Source organism: Pantoea sp. SYBGC1 (assembly GCF_057197005.1).
Window position 1 is genome coordinate 223,193 of sequence record NZ_JBXUNM010000004.1, and the last position, 18,381, is coordinate 241,573.

The 18,381-nt window shown below is 57.2% G+C and carries 15 protein-coding genes and 1 tRNA gene; 9 read left to right on the top strand and 7 right to left on the bottom strand.

What is annotated here, in order from left to right; all coding sequences use genetic code 11:
- Nucleotides 1–104 precede the first annotated feature (104 nt).
- Together AC2CF9_RS10050 and AC2CF9_RS10055 are read right to left on the bottom strand one after the other, a co-directional pair.
- Nucleotides 105–1,364, bottom strand: a complete 1,260-nt coding sequence (locus AC2CF9_RS10050) for a tyrosine-type recombinase/integrase (protein WP_058957591.1) — start codon at nt 1,362–1,364, stop codon at nt 105–107.
- 165 nt (nt 1,365–1,529) lie between these two features.
- Nucleotides 1,530–1,614, bottom strand: a tRNA-Leu gene (locus AC2CF9_RS10055).
- A gap of 230 nt (nt 1,615–1,844) precedes the next feature.
- Here AC2CF9_RS10055 and AC2CF9_RS10060 point away from each other — a divergent pair.
- The 4 genes from AC2CF9_RS10060 (at nt 1,845) to AC2CF9_RS10075 (ending at nt 4,413) form a co-directional block, all read left to right on the top strand.
- On the top strand, nt 1,845–2,363 hold the full coding sequence (locus AC2CF9_RS10060; RefSeq protein ID WP_484556882.1) for a YjjA family protein: 519 nt from the start codon (nt 1,845–1,847) through the stop codon (nt 2,361–2,363).
- A gap of 149 nt (nt 2,364–2,512) precedes the next feature.
- Nucleotides 2,513–3,148, top strand: a complete 636-nt coding sequence (locus AC2CF9_RS10065) for a hypothetical protein (RefSeq protein WP_071669124.1) — start codon at nt 2,513–2,515, stop codon at nt 3,146–3,148.
- A 55-nt stretch (nt 3,149–3,203) separates the two neighbouring features.
- Nucleotides 3,204–3,881 (top strand): MarC family NAAT transporter, encoded by a 678-nt coding sequence (locus tag AC2CF9_RS10070; protein ID WP_065650243.1) that lies wholly within the window; start codon nt 3,204–3,206, stop codon nt 3,879–3,881.
- Between the two features lie 94 nt (nt 3,882–3,975).
- The gene (locus AC2CF9_RS10075; RefSeq protein WP_484556883.1) at nt 3,976–4,413 is read left to right on the top strand and encodes a hypothetical protein; all 438 of its coding nucleotides are present in this window, start codon (nt 3,976–3,978) and stop codon (nt 4,411–4,413) included.
- Here AC2CF9_RS10075 and AC2CF9_RS10080 read toward each other — a convergent pair.
- Genes AC2CF9_RS10080 through AC2CF9_RS10090 form a run of 3 tightly spaced genes read right to left on the bottom strand, consistent with a single transcriptional unit; the run spans nt 4,410 to nt 8,193 of the window.
- On the bottom strand, nt 4,410–5,654 hold the full coding sequence (locus AC2CF9_RS10080) for a c-type cytochrome (protein ID WP_484556884.1): 1,245 nt from the start codon (nt 5,652–5,654) through the stop codon (nt 4,410–4,412). The genes AC2CF9_RS10075 and AC2CF9_RS10080 overlap by 4 nt on opposite strands.
- Nucleotides 5,655–5,658: 4 nt before the next feature.
- Entirely contained in the window at nt 5,659–7,428 is a 1,770-nt protein-coding gene (locus AC2CF9_RS10085) for a GMC family oxidoreductase (RefSeq protein WP_039382349.1), read from the bottom strand.
- 33 nt (nt 7,429–7,461) lie between these two features.
- Nucleotides 7,462–8,193 carry a gluconate 2-dehydrogenase subunit 3 family protein gene (locus AC2CF9_RS10090; RefSeq protein WP_484556885.1) on the bottom strand — a complete coding sequence of 244 codons (732 nt, stop codon included), beginning with the start codon at nt 8,191–8,193 and terminating at the stop codon, nt 7,462–7,464.
- Nucleotides 8,194–8,727: 534 nt separating this feature from the next.
- On the opposite strand from AC2CF9_RS10090, the gene AC2CF9_RS10095 reads away from it, so the two are divergent.
- The 3 genes from AC2CF9_RS10095 to AC2CF9_RS10105 all read left to right on the top strand — a co-directional run bounded on the left by AC2CF9_RS10095 (nt 8,728) and on the right by AC2CF9_RS10105 (nt 13,224).
- A complete protein-coding gene (locus tag AC2CF9_RS10095; RefSeq protein WP_484556886.1) occupies nt 8,728–10,299 on the top strand; it encodes an ABC transporter substrate-binding protein in 1,572 nt (523 codons plus the stop codon).
- Between the two features lie 121 nt (nt 10,300–10,420).
- On the top strand, nt 10,421–11,923 hold the full coding sequence (locus tag AC2CF9_RS10100) for a helicase HerA-like C-terminal domain-containing protein (protein WP_484556887.1): 1,503 nt from the start codon (nt 10,421–10,423) through the stop codon (nt 11,921–11,923).
- A 23-nt stretch (nt 11,924–11,946) separates the two neighbouring features.
- Nucleotides 11,947–13,224 carry a DUF445 domain-containing protein gene (locus tag AC2CF9_RS10105; protein WP_150018786.1) on the top strand — a complete coding sequence of 426 codons (1,278 nt, stop codon included), beginning with the start codon at nt 11,947–11,949 and terminating at the stop codon, nt 13,222–13,224.
- Between the two features lie 414 nt (nt 13,225–13,638).
- Here AC2CF9_RS10105 and lptG read toward each other — a convergent pair whose 3' ends face one another.
- Together lptG and lptF are read right to left on the bottom strand one after the other, a co-directional pair.
- The gene (gene lptG, locus AC2CF9_RS10110) at nt 13,639–14,715 is read right to left on the bottom strand and encodes an LPS export ABC transporter permease LptG (RefSeq protein ID WP_039382335.1); all 1,077 of its coding nucleotides are present in this window, start codon (nt 14,713–14,715) and stop codon (nt 13,639–13,641) included.
- Nucleotides 14,715–15,815: an LPS export ABC transporter permease LptF gene (gene lptF, locus AC2CF9_RS10115; RefSeq protein WP_108570018.1), complete on the bottom strand. Its 1,101-nt coding sequence runs from the start codon at nt 15,813–15,815 to the stop codon at nt 14,715–14,717. Before lptF ends, lptG begins: the two co-directional genes overlap by 1 nt.
- A 265-nt stretch (nt 15,816–16,080) precedes the next feature.
- Here lptF and pepA point away from each other — a divergent pair, with 265 nt between their 5' ends.
- Both pepA and AC2CF9_RS10125 read left to right on the top strand, forming a co-directional pair.
- Nucleotides 16,081–17,592: a leucyl aminopeptidase gene (gene pepA / locus AC2CF9_RS10120; protein WP_039382329.1), complete on the top strand. Its 1,512-nt coding sequence runs from the start codon at nt 16,081–16,083 to the stop codon at nt 17,590–17,592.
- 328 nt (nt 17,593–17,920) lie between these two features.
- On the top strand, nt 17,921–18,379 hold the full coding sequence (locus AC2CF9_RS10125) for a DNA polymerase III subunit chi (protein WP_039382327.1): 459 nt from the start codon (nt 17,921–17,923) through the stop codon (nt 18,377–18,379).
- Nucleotides 18,380–18,381: the final 2 nt, after the last annotated feature.

Below are 18,381 nucleotides of genomic sequence, written 5' to 3' on the forward strand. Positions count from 1 at the left end.
AACACCTGTGTACACACAGCCCACAAACACCCTCCAGCTAAGCAACTGATTTTAAAAACTTATAATGCAAAGTGAACAGTATGAACACTTGTCATTAAAACTTTTTATTTTGCAAAGCGCTTTGCGAACTCATACGGGGTCACATGTGATCCACTGTTGCTATCTAGATAATCTGCCCACCATTGCACCATAAGACGACGCTCTTCAAGGTGCTCAGCTTTATGGATATACGCAGCTCGCACACCATTTCTTTCTTGATGGCTCATTTGCCTTTCAACCGCATCGTGTGACCAAAGCCCCGACTCAACTAAAGCGCTACACGACATGGCCCGGAACCCATGGCCGCATATTTCCGTTTTAGTGTCGTAACCCATTACTCGTAAAGCATTATTAATAGTGTTTTCGCTCATGGGTTTTGTCGGACGGTGATCACCTGGAAAGATAAGGTCTCTATTGCCGCTCAACTCTTTGATTTCTTCCAATAGCGCCAGAGCTTGCTGCGAAAGCGGAACAAGATGGACGGTACGCATCTTAGAGCCTCGATGAGAGTGTTTAACCCCTTCAATAACTTCACGCTCGGCAGGAATAGTCCAAAGTGCTTTTTTAAAATCAATTTCTCCCCACCGCGCAAACCGAAGTTCACTGGAGCGGATAAATACATACAGGCTGAGTTTCAGGGCCAATCTGGTAAGTAAGCGCCCCCTGCTGGCTTCAACACGTTGAAGAAATTCAGGCAGGCGTTCCAGTGATAAAGCAGGGCGATGAGTCGCTTTTCTAGTTGCGATTGCTCCAGCAAGGTCTTGAGCTGGGTTTCTTTCAATTAGGCCGCTCTGAACGGCATAACGCATTATACCCGTAACACGCTGCTGTAGACGCGAGGCCACATCCAACCGACCGCTTTGCTCAACTTCACGCAAAGGATGCAATAGATCCCGTGTCGTTAAGTCGGCAATGTTCCGCTTTCCGATGGCTGGAAGTATGTTGCGCTCCATATCCCGCCATACTCTCTCTGCATGGCCATCCGACCAGCGCTTGTTACTCGCATGCCAGTCGCGAGCCACCTTCTCAAAAGTGTTAAGCGCAGCCTGCTCTTGTTGTTTAATTTCTTCTTTTTTGGCATTGGGGCTGATGCCATCGGCAAGTAGAAGGCGGATTTCATCACGTTTTTCGCGCGCTTTAGCTAGCGTGATCAGAGGGTATGCGCCGAGTGCAGCTCTGCTCTCTTTGCCTTCATAGCGATATTTAAGATACCAGCGTTTGGATCCGCTTGGTTTGATAAGAAGGTATAGCCCATGGCCATCCGTGAGCTTGTATTCTTTTTCGCGAGGCTTTGCGGTACGGGCCGCAACGTCAGTTATAGGCATGATTTGGGGGTCAAAAGTTTATCGAAGCGAAGTGACCCCTATCTTGACCCCCAACTATGTTGGATGTCAACGGATGTGCCCGGACGGATTTGGACCAAAAAAAAAGCCTTTCGGCTTTAATTTCAGGGAATTATGGACTATCCCGGACGTTCTCGTATATCTCAATGGTGCCGAAGGCCGGACTCGAACCGGCACGTATTTCTACGGTTGATTTTGAATCAACTGCGTCTACCGATTTCGCCACTCCGGCATGGATAAGGATACGGAAAACGCTGGCGATTATACCGTTACCCGTGGGGTGTGCAACCGCTATTGAGCAGCGCGTGCGCTGAGCGTTGAAAAAAACAGCGTCATCATCTCATCAGAAACCAGAACACTCTCAATCTGCATGGCCCTGCCCGCTTCTCCGGAACTTTCTGAGATCTTCCTCCTCATATCCTGCATTATCGGCGTCTGAAAGACGGAACCATGAGGTTATACATGAGTAAATCAATGCAACGCGGCGTTTGGGCATGGGGTATGGCAGCAGCACTGGTCGCGGGCAGCGCGTCGGCGGCGAGCTGGCAGGATCAGCTGAGCAGCGCCGCTTCACAGCTCTCGCAGCAGCAAAACAGCAATACCACCAGCAGCAATGGTGCGCAGAGCGGCGGGCTGTCGCTCTCCACGCTGACTGGCCTGCTGAACGGCGGTGATAAAGCGGTGAGCGCCAGCAATATGACCAACGCAGCGGGCGTGATGGAGTACTGCGTGCAGCATAACGTGGTGGATAACAACGTGAAGTCGGTGAAAGAGCAGGTGCTGAGCAAACTCGGCCTGAGCACGCCGGCGGCGCAGGAGCAGAAAACTGATTATCAGCAGGGTATCGCGGGCCTGCTCAATACCGGTAACGGCCAGCAGCTTAACCTGCAGAGCCTGAACAACTCGCCAATGGGTGAGAAGCTTAAAACCAAAGCGTGTGATGTGGTGCTGAAGCAGGGTAAAAAATATATCGGCATGTAATCAGCGCCGTGTGCCGGGGCGCTGTCCCGGCCTTATCGTGCTGATGAATGAGATTTTTTATGGCCAGATGCGCACGCTGCTGGCCTCCCCATGTTTTTCTGTGCGCCCTGACGCTATAGTGAGATTTTGCAGCAAACAGGACAGCGCGCATGAAAGGCATCAACATAGCGATTTACTTCGATCCCGATCTGATTCGACTCTGCGTACATGAGCAGGATGACAGCTACCTCAACCAGACCTTTCAGTATGACGATAGCGTCATTGAAGAGATCTATCAGTGGCTGGAACAGTACACGCCAAAGCGCACCCATATCTGCCTGATTGAGCACGACACCGCTGATATCCTCGCCGATGAGCTGACCGATAACGGCTATCACGTCCATCAGGTGAGCCAGCATGACCTGCTGAGCTGGTTCGCCAGCGAGCCGCCCGCTACGCCGGATGGATCGCCGGTGCGTGCCCTGCTGCGCTATCTGGAGAGCGAACGCCCGGCGGAGTATGAGTCGCGCACGCCGCAGATTGAAGCGCTGATGGATCTGCTGGATGAGCTCGACGCGCTGGAAGGCGTGGATGAGGTGGAGGATGAAGATAGCCTGCCGGATAACGTGCTGCGCCTGATGAAGCAGAAAAAAATCAGCGCTGATGATGCCGCGCAGCGCCTGCTGCCGGAGGTCAATGAGCGCATCCGCGAACACCTCATTAACTACCCCGAACTGATGACGCCCGAGCTGCTCGAAGATTTTTTCCCCGAGATGATCGAAGCGCTCGACACGCCAAAGCACTGAGTAATACATCCTGTCACAGGGCTGCACACGCGGCCCTGCCCTGCGGAGATGCATGATGCTGGAACTCTTCAAAGCGATAGGCCTCGGGCTGGTGGTGATCCTGCCGCTGGCCAACCCTCTGACGACCGTGGCGCTGTTTTTAGGGCTGGCGGGCGAGATGAATTTTCAGGAGCGTAACCGTCAGGCGCTGCAGGCGTCGGTCTATGTGTTTCTGATCATGATGGTCGCCTGGTACGCCGGCAATGCGGTGCTGCACACCTTTGGTATCTCGATTCCCGGCCTGCGCATGGCGGGCGGGCTGATCGTCGCCTTTATCGGCTTTCGCATGCTGTTTCCGGCAAAACCGGTCGGCCATTCGGTAGAGGCGCGCCATAAAAAAGATGAGCAGGATGCCAGTGACGATCCGCGCGAGACGGTGAATATCGCCTTTGTGCCGCTGGCGATGCCGAGCACCGCCGGTCCGGGTACCATTGCGATGATCATCAGCTCAGCTTCAACGGTGAAAGCGGGCGTCGATTTCCCCGCCTGGGTGGTGATGGTCGCCCCGGTGCTGACCTTTCTGGTAGTAGCCCTGATTTTATGGATTTCACTGCGCAGCTCCGGCGCGATTATGAAGCTGGTGGGCAAAGGCGGCATTGAAGCGATTTCGCGCCTGATGGGTTTTCTGCTGGTCTGTATGGGCGTGCAGTTCGTGATCAACGGCGTGCTGGAAGTGGTGCGCACGTTTCATTGAGTTTGGTGCGGGCCCCGTAGGGGGCGCATTTATGCGCCCCTGGTTGAATTCAGGCGTCATTGAATCCGTGCGGGTATCGGCCAGGGCGCCATGAATGGCGCCCCTACAGGGGATGGATATTATCGAATGTCGTACGAATCCCGTAGGGGGCGCATTTATGCGCCCCTGGTTAAATCCGGGCGTTATCGAATTTCGTGCGGGTATCGGCCAGGGCGTCATGAATGGCGTCATCAAATTTCGTGCGGACATTAACCAGGGCGCCATTAATGGCGCCCCTACGGGGATGGATATTATCGAATGTCGTATGAATCCCGTAGGGGGCGCATTTATGCGCCCCTGGTTAAATCCGGGCGTTATCGAATTTCGTGCGGGCATTAACCAGGGCGCCATGAATGGCGTCATCAAATTGCGTGCGGACATTAACCAGGGCGCCATGAATGGCGCCCCTACGGGGATGGATATTATCGAATGTGGTATGAATCCCGTAGGGGGCGCATTTATGCGCCCCTGGTTGAATCCGGGTGACGGTTAATGCAGGGTTTTGCGGACGTCGGCGACCTGCTCTTTGGTCACGGCCGGGGCGCGGTTGCTCCAGCCCTGGCGAACGAAAGTGGCGAGCTGTGCGACCTCTTCGTCGCTCAGGCGCTGGCCGAAGCCCGGCATCGCCAGCGTCGACGGCGCTTTAGCCGTTGACGGCTGCTGCGCGCCGACGAGGATCGTGTGGATCAACCCCGTCGGATCGCCTGCGTTCACGATCGTTGCCTGATCCAGCTCGGGGAAGATCCCCGGCGCACCCTTGCCGGTCACGAAGTGGCAGGCGCCGCAGTTGTCGAGATAGAGACGTTCGCCTTCGCTCAGGTTCTTCGCTGCCGTCAGCTTCGCTTCGGTCTGCTGCTGCGCCTGCATATTGTAAGCCTGCAGCGGCGGATTGCCGCCGAGGAACTTCAGGTAAGCAGCAATCGCTTTCAGATCGGCATCGGTCATGTGGGAGCTGGAGTGCTCAATCACCGACTTCATCTCACCGCCCACGGCAGCTTTATCGTTCCGCCCGGTCTGCAGGTAATCGATCACCTCCTGCTCGCTCCAGTGCGGCATGCCGCGCAGCGACGGCACATCCCAGTTATTCAGGCTGCCGCCGGCGAGGAAGGTTTTGTCGCTGCTGTCGAGCGATTTCTCATTCATGCCGAGACCGCGCGGCGTGTGGCAGCTGCCGCAGTGGCCAAGACTTTCGACGATATAGGCACCGCGATTCACTTCAGCAGAGGCGCCGCCAATCGGCTGAAACGGCTTGTCGGAGGTAAACGCCCAGTTCCAGAAGCGCATACCCCAGCGCTGGCTGAACGGGAAGCTCAGCTTCGTCTCCTGCGGCTGCTCGCTGCTCGGCTTTACGCCCTTCATAAAGTAGACCCAGAGCGCGTGCATATCAGCATCGCTGATCTTCGCATAGTCCGGGTACGGCATGGCCGGATAGAGGCGTGAACCATCCGGCAGCACCCCTTTACGTACCGCGTCAGAGAACTGCTGTTCGCTGTAGTTACCGATACCGTGCGCTTTGTCCGGCGTGATGTTCGTGGAGTAGATCGTCCCCAGGTTCGACTCAATCGCCAGCCCGCCCGCATAGGCTGCTTTGCCCGCGACGCTGTGGCACGCCATGCAGTCACCCAGCCGCGACAGATACTCACCCTGCTTAATCAGGGCCGCTTCATCTTCCGCCTGCGCCTGCAGCGCCACGCCGCTCAGCGCCAGCGCTACCAGTAATGTTAGTTTTTTCATCTGCTTATGCCTGTACCAGTGGGCCGGGGTTCTTCAGATACTGCTCTTTGATCGCCTGCGCCGCCATCAGGGTGATCGCGCCGATGGTATCGGTCGGGTTCGCCTGGAAGTTTTGTGGGAAGGCGTTGCCGCCCGGCACAAAGACGTTATGCACGTCCCAGCTCTGCAGGTATTTGTTCAGCGCCGAGGTTTTCGGGTTATCACCCATCACCGCACCGCCCACGTTGTGGGTTGAGACATATTTGGTGAGGTCAAAATCGGCGCCCATCGGCAGGAAGCTCATGCTCATGCTGTCCGGGTTCAGCTCTTTGGCAATATCGCCCACGATGCCCTTCAGATGCTGCTGCAGCTTCAGCTCGTTCTCTTTCCAGTTAAAGGTCATACGCAGCAGCGGGTTACCGCGATGATCGGTGTAGTGCGGATCGAGATCGAGATAGATATCGCGATAGGACTGGCAGGTGGTGGTGATGCTGATCTTCATCGAATGGTTGTACCACTGCTCCAGACCCTCTTTGTAGCCCATACCCCAGGCGGGCGTGCCTTTCGGCAGCGCAGCGGCCATCGGCGTGCCGGTCGCCTGCGAGCTGTGGATCTTGGCGCCGCCGAGGAAGCCGAGGCCCGGGCCGTCGAAGTTGCCTGGCGAGATGTCATTGAACATCTGGCCGGTCGCGCCGGCGGTGGCGTAAGAGTTAAAGTTCTTATCTTTAAAGAACAGCGTGGCGCCGCCGTTGGAGAGAAACGCATAGTTGCGCCCTACCACACCCTCTTCAGTGATCGGGTTATACGGCTTGCCGATACCGGAGAGCAGCATCAGACGCACGTTGTAGAGCTGGAAGCTGGAGAGCACCACAATTTTGGCTGGCTGGAACACCTCGTTGCCGTCGGCATCGTAGTAGATCACGCCTTTTGCGGTTTTGCCATCATCGTGCAGCACGACTTTAGCCACTTCAGCGTTCACTTCGTAGGAGAAGTTCGGCAGACGCTTCAGCGCATCCATCACCGCCGTCTGCGGTGACGCTTTGGAGTAGTTCAGGCACGGATATTTTGAGCAGTAGCCGCAGTAGTTGCACGGTGCAATCTGGTTGCCGTAGGGGTTTTTCCACGCGCGCGACACGCAGGCTGAAGGGTTCGGGAACGGATGATAGCCGAGCTTCTTCGCCGCCTCTTTAAACATCACGTTGTTGAGCGTATCGTCCAGCGCCGGCAGCGGGTAAGGCTCTGAGCGCGGCCCTTCAAACGGATCGCCGCCTTCGAGGATCTGACCACGCAGGTTGCCGGTGGTGCCGGACTGCCCGCAGATCAGCTCAAATTTATAGAAGTAAGGCTCAATCTCTTCCCAGCTGAACGGGAAGTCCATAACGCGCATATCATCCTGCAGAATGCCTGGCTTATACGCCTGATCAACATAGGTTTTCAGTTTGATATCGGTCGGGGTCGGACGGATCAGTACTGCCGTCCAGTGCATGCCTGCGCCGCCCACGCCGGTGCCGGGTGCAAAGGCGCCCCATTTGCGGGTAGGCAGCGCGGTCTGGTCCATATTGTAACGCACCGTCACCGCCACCTCTTTTGGTGTGGCGAAGACTTTATTACGCACGTTATAAGCGTATTCATCAGCCGGCTTCGGGTAGGCGAAGTCGGGATAGTCGCGCTCGCCGCCGCGCTCCAGCGCGCGCACCTCAAGTCCGGCCAGCGCCAGCTCGATACTCATCAGCGAGCCGGCCCAGCCGAGGCCGCACACAACGACATCGACTTCTTTTTTTGTAATCTGTGCCATGTTAGTTCTGTCTCATATACCAAATAGGGGAATTCAGGCGCGCTGGCCCAGCAGGCTGACCGGTCCGAGCGGATACGGCACATTGTGCTGCTTCACCCATTCGGTAAAGCTGGCGCGGGCGCCCGGGAAGCCGATAGCGATCCACGCCTTCATGCCTTTATTACCGCCGTACATCGGGTCGGCAAGATAACCATGTTTGGTATCAGCCAGTAGCTGACTGAAGAACTGTGAGGCTTTCAGCGACGGTTCGCCCAGCGCCGCAAAATCGAGGCCATCATTCTTGTTGATACGGGTCAGCACGGCATCTTTCTCTTCCGTGCTCAGCTCGTGGAAGGCTTTCTGATAGGTGGTCTGCGTCCACTGCTCCACCAGCTTGATGGCGGTGCGGTACATCTGCTGCGGCGTAAACGGGATTTGATAGCCCATGGTCGCCGGGGCGTGCACATCAAACGGCCCCTGCAGATAGATTTCTGCGCCAAACTCCGGCGTATGCAGCTGCTGGTCGATAAAAATCGGCACGTTGGTTTCCAGCGCGCCGGGCGCCTTGCCGCTGCCGCCAGCCGGGATCAGACGGTCGGTTGCCGCCAGGATAAACTGCCATTCACTGGCGCTGAAAAAAATCGGTTTATAATCGGCGAGGTCCGGCGCGGCCATTTCTGCCGCCTGCGCGGCGCTCACGCCCTTTAATAAAAGGTCGCTGACCGGCAAAGCCAGCAGCGCCCCGAGTAAAAATTTACGTCTGGTGGTGGGTTTTTCTAACAGCATGGCGCGACAATTCTCACTAGCTAAGAAAGATAATTTATATTTTTGTTAATGACGTTATAAATCGGCAAACAAGCGGGCAATCTTATGGATACAAATATTTCAGGATGTAAAAATTAAATTTAAAATGTGTTTAAGTGAAGGATGGTTATTTCTTTGCAGCGTCATGCGCGTGCAACAGTGCCACTTATTAACTGAAATTGTGGTTTAAACCTGCCAAAAGCAGGGGTTTTTAGCGCTTTACCTTGATATTTTGCTAAAAGCGTTGCAGCAAAGAAATAATCGCCCGGCGCAACTGTTGAAAATAAATCACGCTTGCGCTGCAGTAACGATTAGCGTAAATATTCAGCTTCATTAAGCCTCAGTTCGCTTTTCATCCCTCTGCGTTTTATTTGCCCGTTTAATGCGTAAAAAATCGGCAACATAATTAATACCCGGTATTAATCTTATATTCTGACAAAGCTCAGAACAAACCGGCATTTTGACTCTGCCCGCCGCGCGTTAGATTCAGCGTCTCTCCCTCTGAGGATAATAATAATGCGCTTACTAATTTTACTGGCAGCGGTCTGGAGTAGTGCCTTTACCCTGCATGCTGCCACGCCAGAGGATACGCTGGTGGTGGCGGTACCGCTGGATGGTATCATCAGCTTTGACCCGGCGGAGAGTTTTGAGACGGTCAGCAACAGCGTGCAACGCAATCTCTACCAGACCCTGACCGAGCCGGACCGCAACGCGCCGCAGCAGCTTGCGCCGCTGCTGGCTAGCGAATGGCAGCCCGGCAGTACGCCGCACAGCCTGCGGTTTACCCTGCGGCCCGACGCGCGCTTTGCCAGCGGTAACGCGGTGACAGCGCAGGATGTGGTGTTCTCTCTGACGCGGGCGGTAGAGCTTAACAAAGCGCCGGCGTTTATTCTGGCGGAGTTTGGCTGGACCCCTGCCAATATCGCCAGCCAGTTTCAGGTGCTGAGCGACACACAGCTGGAGATCCGCTGGCCGGCCGCGATTGGACAGGATCTGGCGCTGCGCCTGCTCACCGCGCCGGTGGCGTCGATTGTTGACAGCAAAACGGTACAGCAGCATGCGGTCAACGGTGACAGTGGCAACGGCTGGCTGCACACCCACTCCGCCGGCAGCGGCGCGTTTACGCTGCAGCAGTATGTGCCGCAGCAGGCGGTGGTGCTGAGCGCCAGCCCGCAGGCCAGACCGGCACCGCAGTTGCGGCGCGTGCTGCTCAAAGGGGTAACGGATGCCGGCGCACGCCGCCTGCTGATCCAGCAGGGCGATGTCGATGTCGCCTATCAGCTCGGCCCCGATCAGATCGACGCGCTGAAACAGGATAAGCACCTGCGTATTGAAGCCTTTCCTTCCAGCCTGATTTACTACCTGGCGTTCAATGCCCGCAACGCCGCGCAGCCGGCACTGGCTAACCCGGCGCTGTGGCGCGCCGCGCGCTGGCTGGTGGATTATCAGGCTATCTCACAGCAGCTGCTGAAAGGACAATACCGCATCCATCAGAGTTTCCTGCCGCAGGGATTTGACGGCGCACTGGAGGAGACGCCGTTTCACTATGACGTTGCGAAAGCCAAAGCCATTCTGGCGGAGGGCGGCATTCAGCCCGGCACGCGCATTGCGCTGACGGTCATCAACCAGCCGCCCTATATTGATGTAGCGCAGGCGCTGCAGGCAAGTTTTGCTAAAGCAGATATCGATATCGATCTGCAGCCGGTAGCGGAGTCGGCGCTGTGGAGTAAAATGCGCGGCCGCGACTTCCAGTCGATCTTTATCTACTGGGGGGCAGATTATGTTGATCCCAATACCAACGCCAGCGCCTTTGCCTGGAACGTACCGGGCGGCGCTAAAACGCTGGCGTGGCGGGTGGGCTGGGATATTCCGCAGCTCAGCGCGCAGACGCGGGAGGCGGCGGGTGAAAGCGACGTGGTAAAACGCCGGGCGCTCTATACCGCCCTGCAGCAGCGCGTACAGCAGGACTCCCCGTTTGTGGTCACGCTGCAGGGTGCGCAGCAGGTGGCGATCCGGCAAAACGTGACCCACGTCCAGCAGGGTATCGGCGTCAGCCTGCTCTTCTTCGATACGGTCCGTAAAGGGTAACGCCTCTTCTGCCCTCCGGCACGACCGGAGGGCTTCTCCTTTTCTGCGCAATCAGTTGCGCTACCGCAGGCTGCGCTTGCTATCCTTGGTGTCATAACGCATTGCTGAAGAGCGAGAGATTATGACCACTCCACTGCTGATTGCTCAAACCCACGATATCCGGCTGTCGCTGCTCCCGGCGATGGCCAATCGCCACGGGCTGATCGCTGGCGCCACCGGTACCGGCAAAACCGTTACGCTGCAGAAGCTGGCAGAATCCTTTTCACAGGCCGGCGTGCCGGTCTTTATGGCTGACGTCAAAGGCGATTTAAGCGGCATTGCCACTCCCGGCAGCGCCTCTGAGAAGCTGCAGGCGCGGCTGGCACAGATTGGCGTCAGCGACTGGCAGCCGCATGACAACCCGGTGATGCTGTGGGATATCTTCGGTCAGCAGGGCCATCCGGTACGTGCCACCGTCACCGATCTGGGCCCCCTGCTGCTGGCGCGGCTGCTGGGGCTGAATGAGGTGCAGTCGGGCGTATTGCAGATTATTTTCCGCATTGCAGACGATCAGGGGCTGCTGCTGCTCGATTTCAAAGATCTGCGCGCAATGACGCAGTATATCGGCGACAACGCCAAAGCCTTTCAGACGCAGTATGGCAACATCAGCAGCGCATCAGTGGGGGCGATTCAGCGCGGCCTGCTGGCGCTGGAGCAGCAGGGAGCGGAGCATTTCTTTGGTGAGCCGATGCTCGATATCCGCGACTGGATACGCTGCGATGCGCAGGGCCGCGGCTATATCAATATTCTCGCAGCAGAACAGCTCTATCAGATGCCGAAACTCTACGCCACCAGCCTGCTGTGGCTGCTGGCGGAACTCTATGAGCAGCTGCCGGAAGCGGGCGACCTGGATAAGCCAAAAATGGTCTTCTTCTTTGATGAGGCGCATCTGCTGTTCAGTGATGCACCGCCCGTACTGCTGGAAAAGATTGAGCAGGTCATCCGCCTGATCCGCTCCAAAGGCGTGGGCGTCTGGTTCGTGACGCAGAACCCGTCAGATATTCCGGACAAGGTATTAGGCCAGCTCGGCAATCGCGTGCAGCACGCCCTGCGCGCTTTCACGCCGCGCGATCAGAAAGCGGTGAAAAGTGCCGCTGAGACCCTGCGCGCCAACCCGGCGTTTGATGCCGTCGCGGCGCTTCAGGCGCTCGGCACCGGTGAGGCGCTGATCTCTTTCCTCGATGAGAAAGGCAGTCCATCCATCGTGGAACGCGCTATGGTGATCGCCCCCGGCTCACGCATGGGGCCGCTGACGCAGGATGAGCGCAACGTTCTGATCAACCACTCGCCGCTTTATGGCAAATATGATGATGAGGTTGATCGCGAGTCGGCGTTTGAGCGCCTGCAGCAGGGGATCGCCGCCGCGCCGCAGCAGTCAGCGGCGCCGGGCGTTAAAGGCGCTGACGTGAAGGTAGACAGCGGCATTCTTGGCGGTCTGAAAGATATTCTGTTTGGCACGACCGGACCGCGCGGCGGTAAACGCGACGGCGTGGTTCAGAGCGTGGCCCGCAGCGCAGCGCGCCAGGTCACCAGCCAGATCGTGCGCGGCATGCTGGGCAGCCTGCTCGGCGGGCGCCGCCGTTAAGGACTCTCTGCTAAGATCGGATAATGGATAAATATCAACAACTGAAGCGCAGCAAACAGCTGGCGCTGGCGCTGCTGCTGGCGGCAGCGGCAACCTTTATCGTTACGCTGTTTCTGCCCGCTAATTTCTGGGTGCTGGGCGTTAAAGCGATCGCTGAAGCGGCTATGGTCGGCGCACTGGCCGACTGGTTTGCGGTGGTGGCCCTGTTTCGCCGCGTACCGCTGCCGCTGATTGCGCGCCATACGGCGATTATTCCGCGTAATAAAGATCGCATCGGCGAAAACCTCGGTCGCTTTGTGCAGGAGAAGTTTCTCGATACCGATTCGCTGCTGGCGCTGATCCGCCGCAACAATCCGGCACAGCTGCTGGCGCAGTGGCTGAACGCGCCGGGCAACGCCGATCGCGTAGGGCGTCATCTGCTGCAGGTTATGCGCGGTTTTCTCGATCTCACTGACGATGCCCGCATTCAGCAGTTTATGCGGCGCGCCGTGCACCGCGCGCTGGATAAGGTCGATCTCACGCAGTCCAGTGCGATGATCCTCGACAGTCTGACCAAAAATAACCGCCATCAGGCGCTGCTGGATGCGGCCATCGAACAGCTGCTGCTGCTGCTGCATAAGCCCGGCACGCGTGAGTTTATCGCGCTGCAGATTGTGCGCTGGCTGAAGCGTGAGCATCCGGTCAAAGCCAAAGTGCTGCCGACCGAGTGGCTGGGTGAACACAGCGCCACGCTGGTCGCTAACGCGGTAGATTCCATTCTCGACGACGTGGCACGCGATCAGGGGCACGAGCTGCGTCTCGGCTTTAATCGCGCGGTGCAGCGGTTGATTGACCGGCTGAAAAGCGATCCGGAGATGACAGCGCGCGCGGAGTCAGTGAAGCAGTGGCTGAAAGAGGATGAGTCGCTGAATCGCTATATCGGTGAGCTGTGGCAGGATCTGCGCGCCTGGCTGAAGCGCGATCTCAGCAGCGACGATTCCCGCGTACAGGAGCGGGTGCGGCTGGCGGCGCTGTGGCTGGGAGAGACCCTGCTGGCCGATGAGGCGTTACGCAGCTCGATGAATCAGCATCTGGAGGATGCGGCGCGCAGCGTGGCCCCGGAGTTTGCTGCTTTTCTGACGCGTCATATCAGCGATACGGTAAAAAGCTGGGATGCACGCGATATGTCGCAGCAGATTGAGCTGAATATCGGCCGCGATCTGCAGTTTATCCGCATCAACGGCACGCTGGTCGGCGGCACCATCGGCCTGCTGCTCTATCTGCTGTCGCAGTTGCCCGCGCTTCTGCAGACCCTGCCCTGAACCGCAGAGGGGGATCCAGGGCGCCATGAGTAACCCAGGGCGCCATGAATGGCGCCCCTACGTTATCCACCCTGTAGGGGCCTCATTAATGAGGCCCTGGTTCAGGCCGAATACCAAAAAATCGGGGTGCCATAAATAACCAGGGCGCCATGAATGGCGCCCCTACAGGATAACGTAGGGGGCGCATTAATGCGCCCCTGGTCCAGGCCGAATACCAGAAAATCGGAATGCCATAAATAACCAGGGCGCCATGAATGGCGCCCCTACAGGATAACGTAGGGGGCGCATTCATGCGCCCCTGGTCCAGGCCGATTACCAAAGAATCAGGGCGCCATAAATGGCGCCCTGCGTTTATCTGTAGGGGCCTCATTCATGAGGCCCTGGCGTATTTATGCGCCCCTGGATCTCTCCCGCTTAACGTCGTTTCAGCAGCAGATAGAGACTGATAGCGAAGAAAGCGCCGCTGGGCAGGATTGCCCCTAATATTGGCGGCAGGCCGTAGACCAGGCTCAGCGGACCAAAAATCTGATCCAGCACGTAGAACAGGAAGCCGAAGCTGATACCCGTCACCACGCGCACGCCCATCGATACGCTGCGCAGCGGTCCGAAGATAAAGGAGAGCGCCATCAGCATCATGACCGCTACCGAAAGCGGCTGGAAGATTTTACCCCACATATTGAGCTGATAACGACCTGACTCCTGCCCGCTCTGCTTCAGATATTTACTGTAGTTATACAGGCCGCTGATGGAGAGCGCGTCCGGATCCAGCGCCACCACGCCCAGCTTGTCTGGCGTCAGGTTAGTTTTCCACTCGCCGTTCAGGCTCTGCGAACCGGTGATCTGCTTTGGATCGGTGAGGTCTGACTCATCCACCTGCGCCAGCTCCCAGCGCTTACGCGCCTGATCCCAGGTCGCGGTGGCCGCATAGCGCACGCTCTGCAGACGGCGGGCGTCGTTAAAGCGGTAGATGCTGACCCCATCAATCTCGTTATCACCCTTGATGCGTTCGATATAGATAAAGTCGTTGCCATCCTTCGCCCAGAGGCCATTCTGCGTGGAGACCAGCGACCCGCCGTAAAGCTGCTGCGCGCGGAAATTACGCGCCATCTGCTCGCCCTGCGGCGCCACAAACTCGCCAACGGCCATGGTCAGCAGCACCAGCGGGATCGCGGTTTTCATGACGGAGAGCGCCACCTGCAGGCGGGTAAAGCCGGACGCCTGCATCACCACCAGCTCGCTGCGCTGAGCCAGCGTGCCGAGGCCAAGCAGCGCGCCAAGCAGTGCCGCCATCGGGAAGAAGATCTCGATATCTTTCGGCACGCTCAGCAGAGTGTAGTAGCCCGCATCCAGCGCAGAATACGCGCCCTGCCCGGTTTTACGCAGCTGATCGACAAACTTGATAATGCCCGACAGCGACACCAGCATGAACAGCGTCATCATGATGGTGTTAAAAATGGTTTTACCGATATAGCGGTCAAGAACCTTAAACATCACACTGACCCTCCGCGGCTGAAACGCGCCCGCAGACGTCGCATCGGCACGGTATCCCAGGCGTTAAGCGCCACCGCCAGTGCCAGATACGCAATGTTGACGGTCCACATCCAGATAGCCGGATCGAAGCGGCCTTTAGCCGCATTGGAGCGCAGCGAACTCTGCAGCAGGAAGAAGATCAGATAGAGCAGCATCGCAGGCAGCATCGACAATACGCGGCCCTGACGTGGATTGACCACGCTAAGCGGCACGACCATCAGCGCCATAATCAGCACCGAGAAGACCAGCGTCAGGCGCCAGTGCAGCTCAGCCTGGAACTGCGGCGTTTTGGTGTTGATGAGCGTAAGCAGATCGGCCTGATCGGCATCGTTAGGATCGAGCGTCGCTTCTTTATAGCCTACCACCGCCTGATAGTTCACAAAGTCAGTGATGCGGAAATCACGCAGCAGCGCGGTACCCTCAAAGCGGGTGCCTTTATCCAGCGTCACCACCTGCGAGCCATCCTTGCGCTGCTCCATATGGCCGCTGTCCGCCAGCACCACCGACGGACGCGCATTGCCCTTAGGCCGCAGCTGCGCCAGGAACACGTTGCCAAAGGTATTGCCTTTCACATCCTCGACAAACAGCACGGTATTGCCGTCGCTGGAGGTCTGGAACTGGCCTGCGGCCAGCGCAGCGGCGCCCGGGTTAGCTTTGGCATTCTGCGTAACCTCATCCTGGTAACGCGATGACCAGGGACCGAGCCAGATCACGTTGACCGCCGCCACCAGCGAGGTCATCAGCATCAGGATCATCGCTGCTTTAACCAGTAACCCTTTACCCAGGCCGCAGGCGTGCATCACCGTAATTTCACTTTCGGTGTATAGCCGACCCAGCGTCATTAAAATCGCCAGAAACAGACTTAAGGGTAATATAAGTTGCGCCATTTCAGGCACACCGAGTCCTAACAAGGTCAGAACCAGATTTGTGGGGATTTCGCCATCCACCGCCGCCCCTAAGATCCTGACTAACTTCTGGCAAAAGAAGATTAGCAGCAGGATAAACAGGATAGCCAGCTGGCTTTTGAGCGTTTCCCGAACCAGATATCTAATAATGATCACGCTTAGTACGCCTGTGAAAACTTGTCTTTTTGCAGGAAAATCGCTAGTTTCAACGCTTATCAGCCATTTTTCTTCATCAATGGCCATATTGGTCGCTAAAATGGTCTGTTAATGCGTCAGGGTGGTGAAAAAACATCACATAGTCACCCCACTCATTATGACCAGCGGCGTTAAATTGTCATGGCGTCGCGCCAAATAATGGGTGACGAACGCGCTACATTCTAACGACAGCTACGGCCGTTGTCTTTAAGATTCAGGAGAGTGCATGGAGTTCAGTGTAAAAAGCGGCAGCCCGGAAAAACAGCGGAGCGCCTGCATTGTTGTAGGCGTTTTTGAGCCGCGCCGTTTATCGCCTATTGCCGAACAGCTGGATAAAATCAGCGACGGCTATATCAGTGCGCTGCTGCGCCGCGGCGAACTGGAGGGCAAAGTCGGCCAGACGCTGCTGCTGCACCATGTGCCGAATATTCTCTCTGAACGTATTCTGCTGATTGGCTGCGGCAAAGAGCGCGAGCTGGACGAGCGTCAGTATAAGCAGGTGATCCAGAAGACCATTAATACGCTGAATGACACCGGCTCAATGGAAGCGGTCTGCTTCCTGACCGAACTGCATGTTAAAGGCCGCAACACCTACTGGAAAGTGCGCCAGGCTATCGAAACCTCGAAAGAGGCGCTCTACAACTTTGATCAGCTGAAAAGCAATAAAGTTGAGCCGCGTCGTCCGCTGCGCAAGCTGGTGTTCAACGTTCCTACGCGCCGCGAACTCACCAGCGGTGAGCGCGCTATTCAGCATGGCCTTGCCGTAGCAGCCGGCGTGAAAGCGGCAAAAGATCTCAGCAATATGCCGCCAAATATCTGTAATGCGGCCTATCTCGCTTCGCAGGCACGCCAGCTGGCGGACGCTTACAGCAAAAATGTTACGACCCGTGTTATCGGCGAACAGCAGATGAAAGAGCTGGGCATGAATGCCTATCTTGCGGTCGGTGCCGGTTCGCACAATGAGTCGCTGATGTCGGTCATTGAGTACAAAGGCAACAGCGATCCGGACGCGCGTCCTATCGTGCTGGTGGGTAAAGGGCTGACCTTTGACGCCGGCGGCATCTCCATCAAGCCTGCTGAGGGCATGGATGAGATGAAATATGATATGTGCGGCGCGGCCTCGGTCTATGGCGTAATGCGCATGGTGGCAGAGCTCAATCTGCCGCTGAACGTTGTGGGCGTGCTGGTGGGCTGTGAAAATATGCCGGATGGCCGCGCAATGCGCCCGGGCGATGTTCTGACCACAATGTCAGGCCAGACGGTTGAGGTGCTGAATACCGATGCTGAAGGTCGTCTGGTGCTGTGCGACGCCCTCACCTACGTTGAACGTTTTGAGCCTGAAGTGGTAATTGACGTGGCGACCCTGACCGGTGCCTGCGTGATTGCGCTGGGTCATCACGTCAGCGGCCTGCTTTCGAATCACAACCCGCTGGCGCATGAGCTGATCAGCGCTTCTGAACAGTCAGGCGACCGCGCGTGGCGGCTGCCGATGGCCGATGAGTATCAGGAGCAGCTGGAGTCGAACTTTGCCGATATGGCGAATATCGGCGGACGTCCGGGCGGTGCGATTACGGCCGCCTGCTTCCTGGCGCGTTTTGCACGCAAATATAACTGGGCGCACCTCGATATCGCCGGCACCGCATGGCGCTCCGGTAAAGCCAAAGGCGCTACCGGTCGTCCGGTGCCGATGCTCTCTCAGTTCCTGCTGAACCGTGCGGGTCTGAACGGCGACGATTAACCGGTATCGTACGTTCAAACGGTACGGTTATTGAGCAGGAGCGCATCGGTTTGGCCAGGGGCGCATAAATGCGCCCCCTACGGTGGTATATCTCCCCGTAGGGGCGCCATTCATGGCGCCCGGGTTGATACGCGTACGGGACGTGATGACGTTCAATACGGTGCGGTGTTTGACCAGGGGCGCATAAATGCGCCCCCTACGGCGGCGTTTTTTCCCGTGATGACGCCATCAACAACATTCCTGCTGCTGATATCGGCCTTAATGTTGGACGCACGCCGCGCGCTGACGCACAATGCTCTCTGTTGTTACTGATGGAATTGAGCCCGCCATGAAAAACGCCACCTTCTATGTTTTAGAGTCAGAAAGCGCCAGTGATGGCCTTAGCGCTATTGAAGCGCTGGTGTGCGATCTGGCTGCTACCCGCTGGCGTGAAGGCAAACGTATCCTGATCGCCTGTGAAAGCGAAGCGCAGGCGAACCGGCTTGATGAAGCGCTGTGGCAGCGCCCGGCTAACGCCTTTGTGCCGCATAATCTGGCAGGTGAAGGCCCGCGCTACGGTGCGCCGGTAGAGCTTGCCTGGCCGCAGCGCCGCAGCAGTGCGCCGCGCGATTTGCTGATCAGCCTGCTGCCGGCATTCGCAGATTTTGCCACCGCTTTCCATGAAGTGATAGACTTCGTACCGTATGAAGAATCCCTGAAACAACCGGCGCGCGATCGCTATAAAGCCTATCGCAGCGTTGGTTTCCAACTGAAAACGGCGCCACCCCCCCCGCCGCAAACGACATAGCA

What these genes read in the sequence shown, in the direction of transcription:
- AC2CF9_RS10050 (WP_058957591.1), bottom strand. Translation starts at nt 1,364, where the DNA reads ATGCCTATAACTGACGTTGCGGCCCGTACCGCAAAGCCTCGCGAAAAA.
- AC2CF9_RS10060 (WP_484556882.1), top strand. Translation starts at nt 1,845, where the DNA reads ATGAGTAAATCAATGCAACGCGGCGTTTGGGCATGGGGTATGGCAGCA.
- AC2CF9_RS10065 (WP_071669124.1), top strand. Translation starts at nt 2,513, where the DNA reads ATGAAAGGCATCAACATAGCGATTTACTTCGATCCCGATCTGATTCGA.
- AC2CF9_RS10070 (WP_065650243.1), top strand. Translation starts at nt 3,204, where the DNA reads ATGCTGGAACTCTTCAAAGCGATAGGCCTCGGGCTGGTGGTGATCCTG.
- AC2CF9_RS10075 (WP_484556883.1), top strand. Translation starts at nt 3,976, where the DNA reads ATGGCGCCCCTACAGGGGATGGATATTATCGAATGTCGTACGAATCCC.
- AC2CF9_RS10080 (WP_484556884.1), bottom strand. Translation starts at nt 5,654, where the DNA reads ATGAAAAAACTAACATTACTGGTAGCGCTGGCGCTGAGCGGCGTGGCG.
- AC2CF9_RS10085 (WP_039382349.1), bottom strand. Translation starts at nt 7,428, where the DNA reads ATGGCACAGATTACAAAAAAAGAAGTCGATGTCGTTGTGTGCGGCCTC.
- AC2CF9_RS10090 (WP_484556885.1), bottom strand. Translation starts at nt 8,193, where the DNA reads ATGCTGTTAGAAAAACCCACCACCAGACGTAAATTTTTACTCGGGGCG.
- AC2CF9_RS10095 (WP_484556886.1), top strand. Translation starts at nt 8,728, where the DNA reads ATGCGCTTACTAATTTTACTGGCAGCGGTCTGGAGTAGTGCCTTTACC.
- AC2CF9_RS10100 (WP_484556887.1), top strand. Translation starts at nt 10,421, where the DNA reads ATGACCACTCCACTGCTGATTGCTCAAACCCACGATATCCGGCTGTCG.
- AC2CF9_RS10105 (WP_150018786.1), top strand. Translation starts at nt 11,947, where the DNA reads ATGGATAAATATCAACAACTGAAGCGCAGCAAACAGCTGGCGCTGGCG.
- lptG (WP_039382335.1), bottom strand. Translation starts at nt 14,715, where the DNA reads ATGTTTAAGGTTCTTGACCGCTATATCGGTAAAACCATTTTTAACACC.
- pepA (WP_039382329.1), top strand. Translation starts at nt 16,081, where the DNA reads ATGGAGTTCAGTGTAAAAAGCGGCAGCCCGGAAAAACAGCGGAGCGCC.
- AC2CF9_RS10125 (WP_039382327.1), top strand. Translation starts at nt 17,921, where the DNA reads ATGAAAAACGCCACCTTCTATGTTTTAGAGTCAGAAAGCGCCAGTGAT.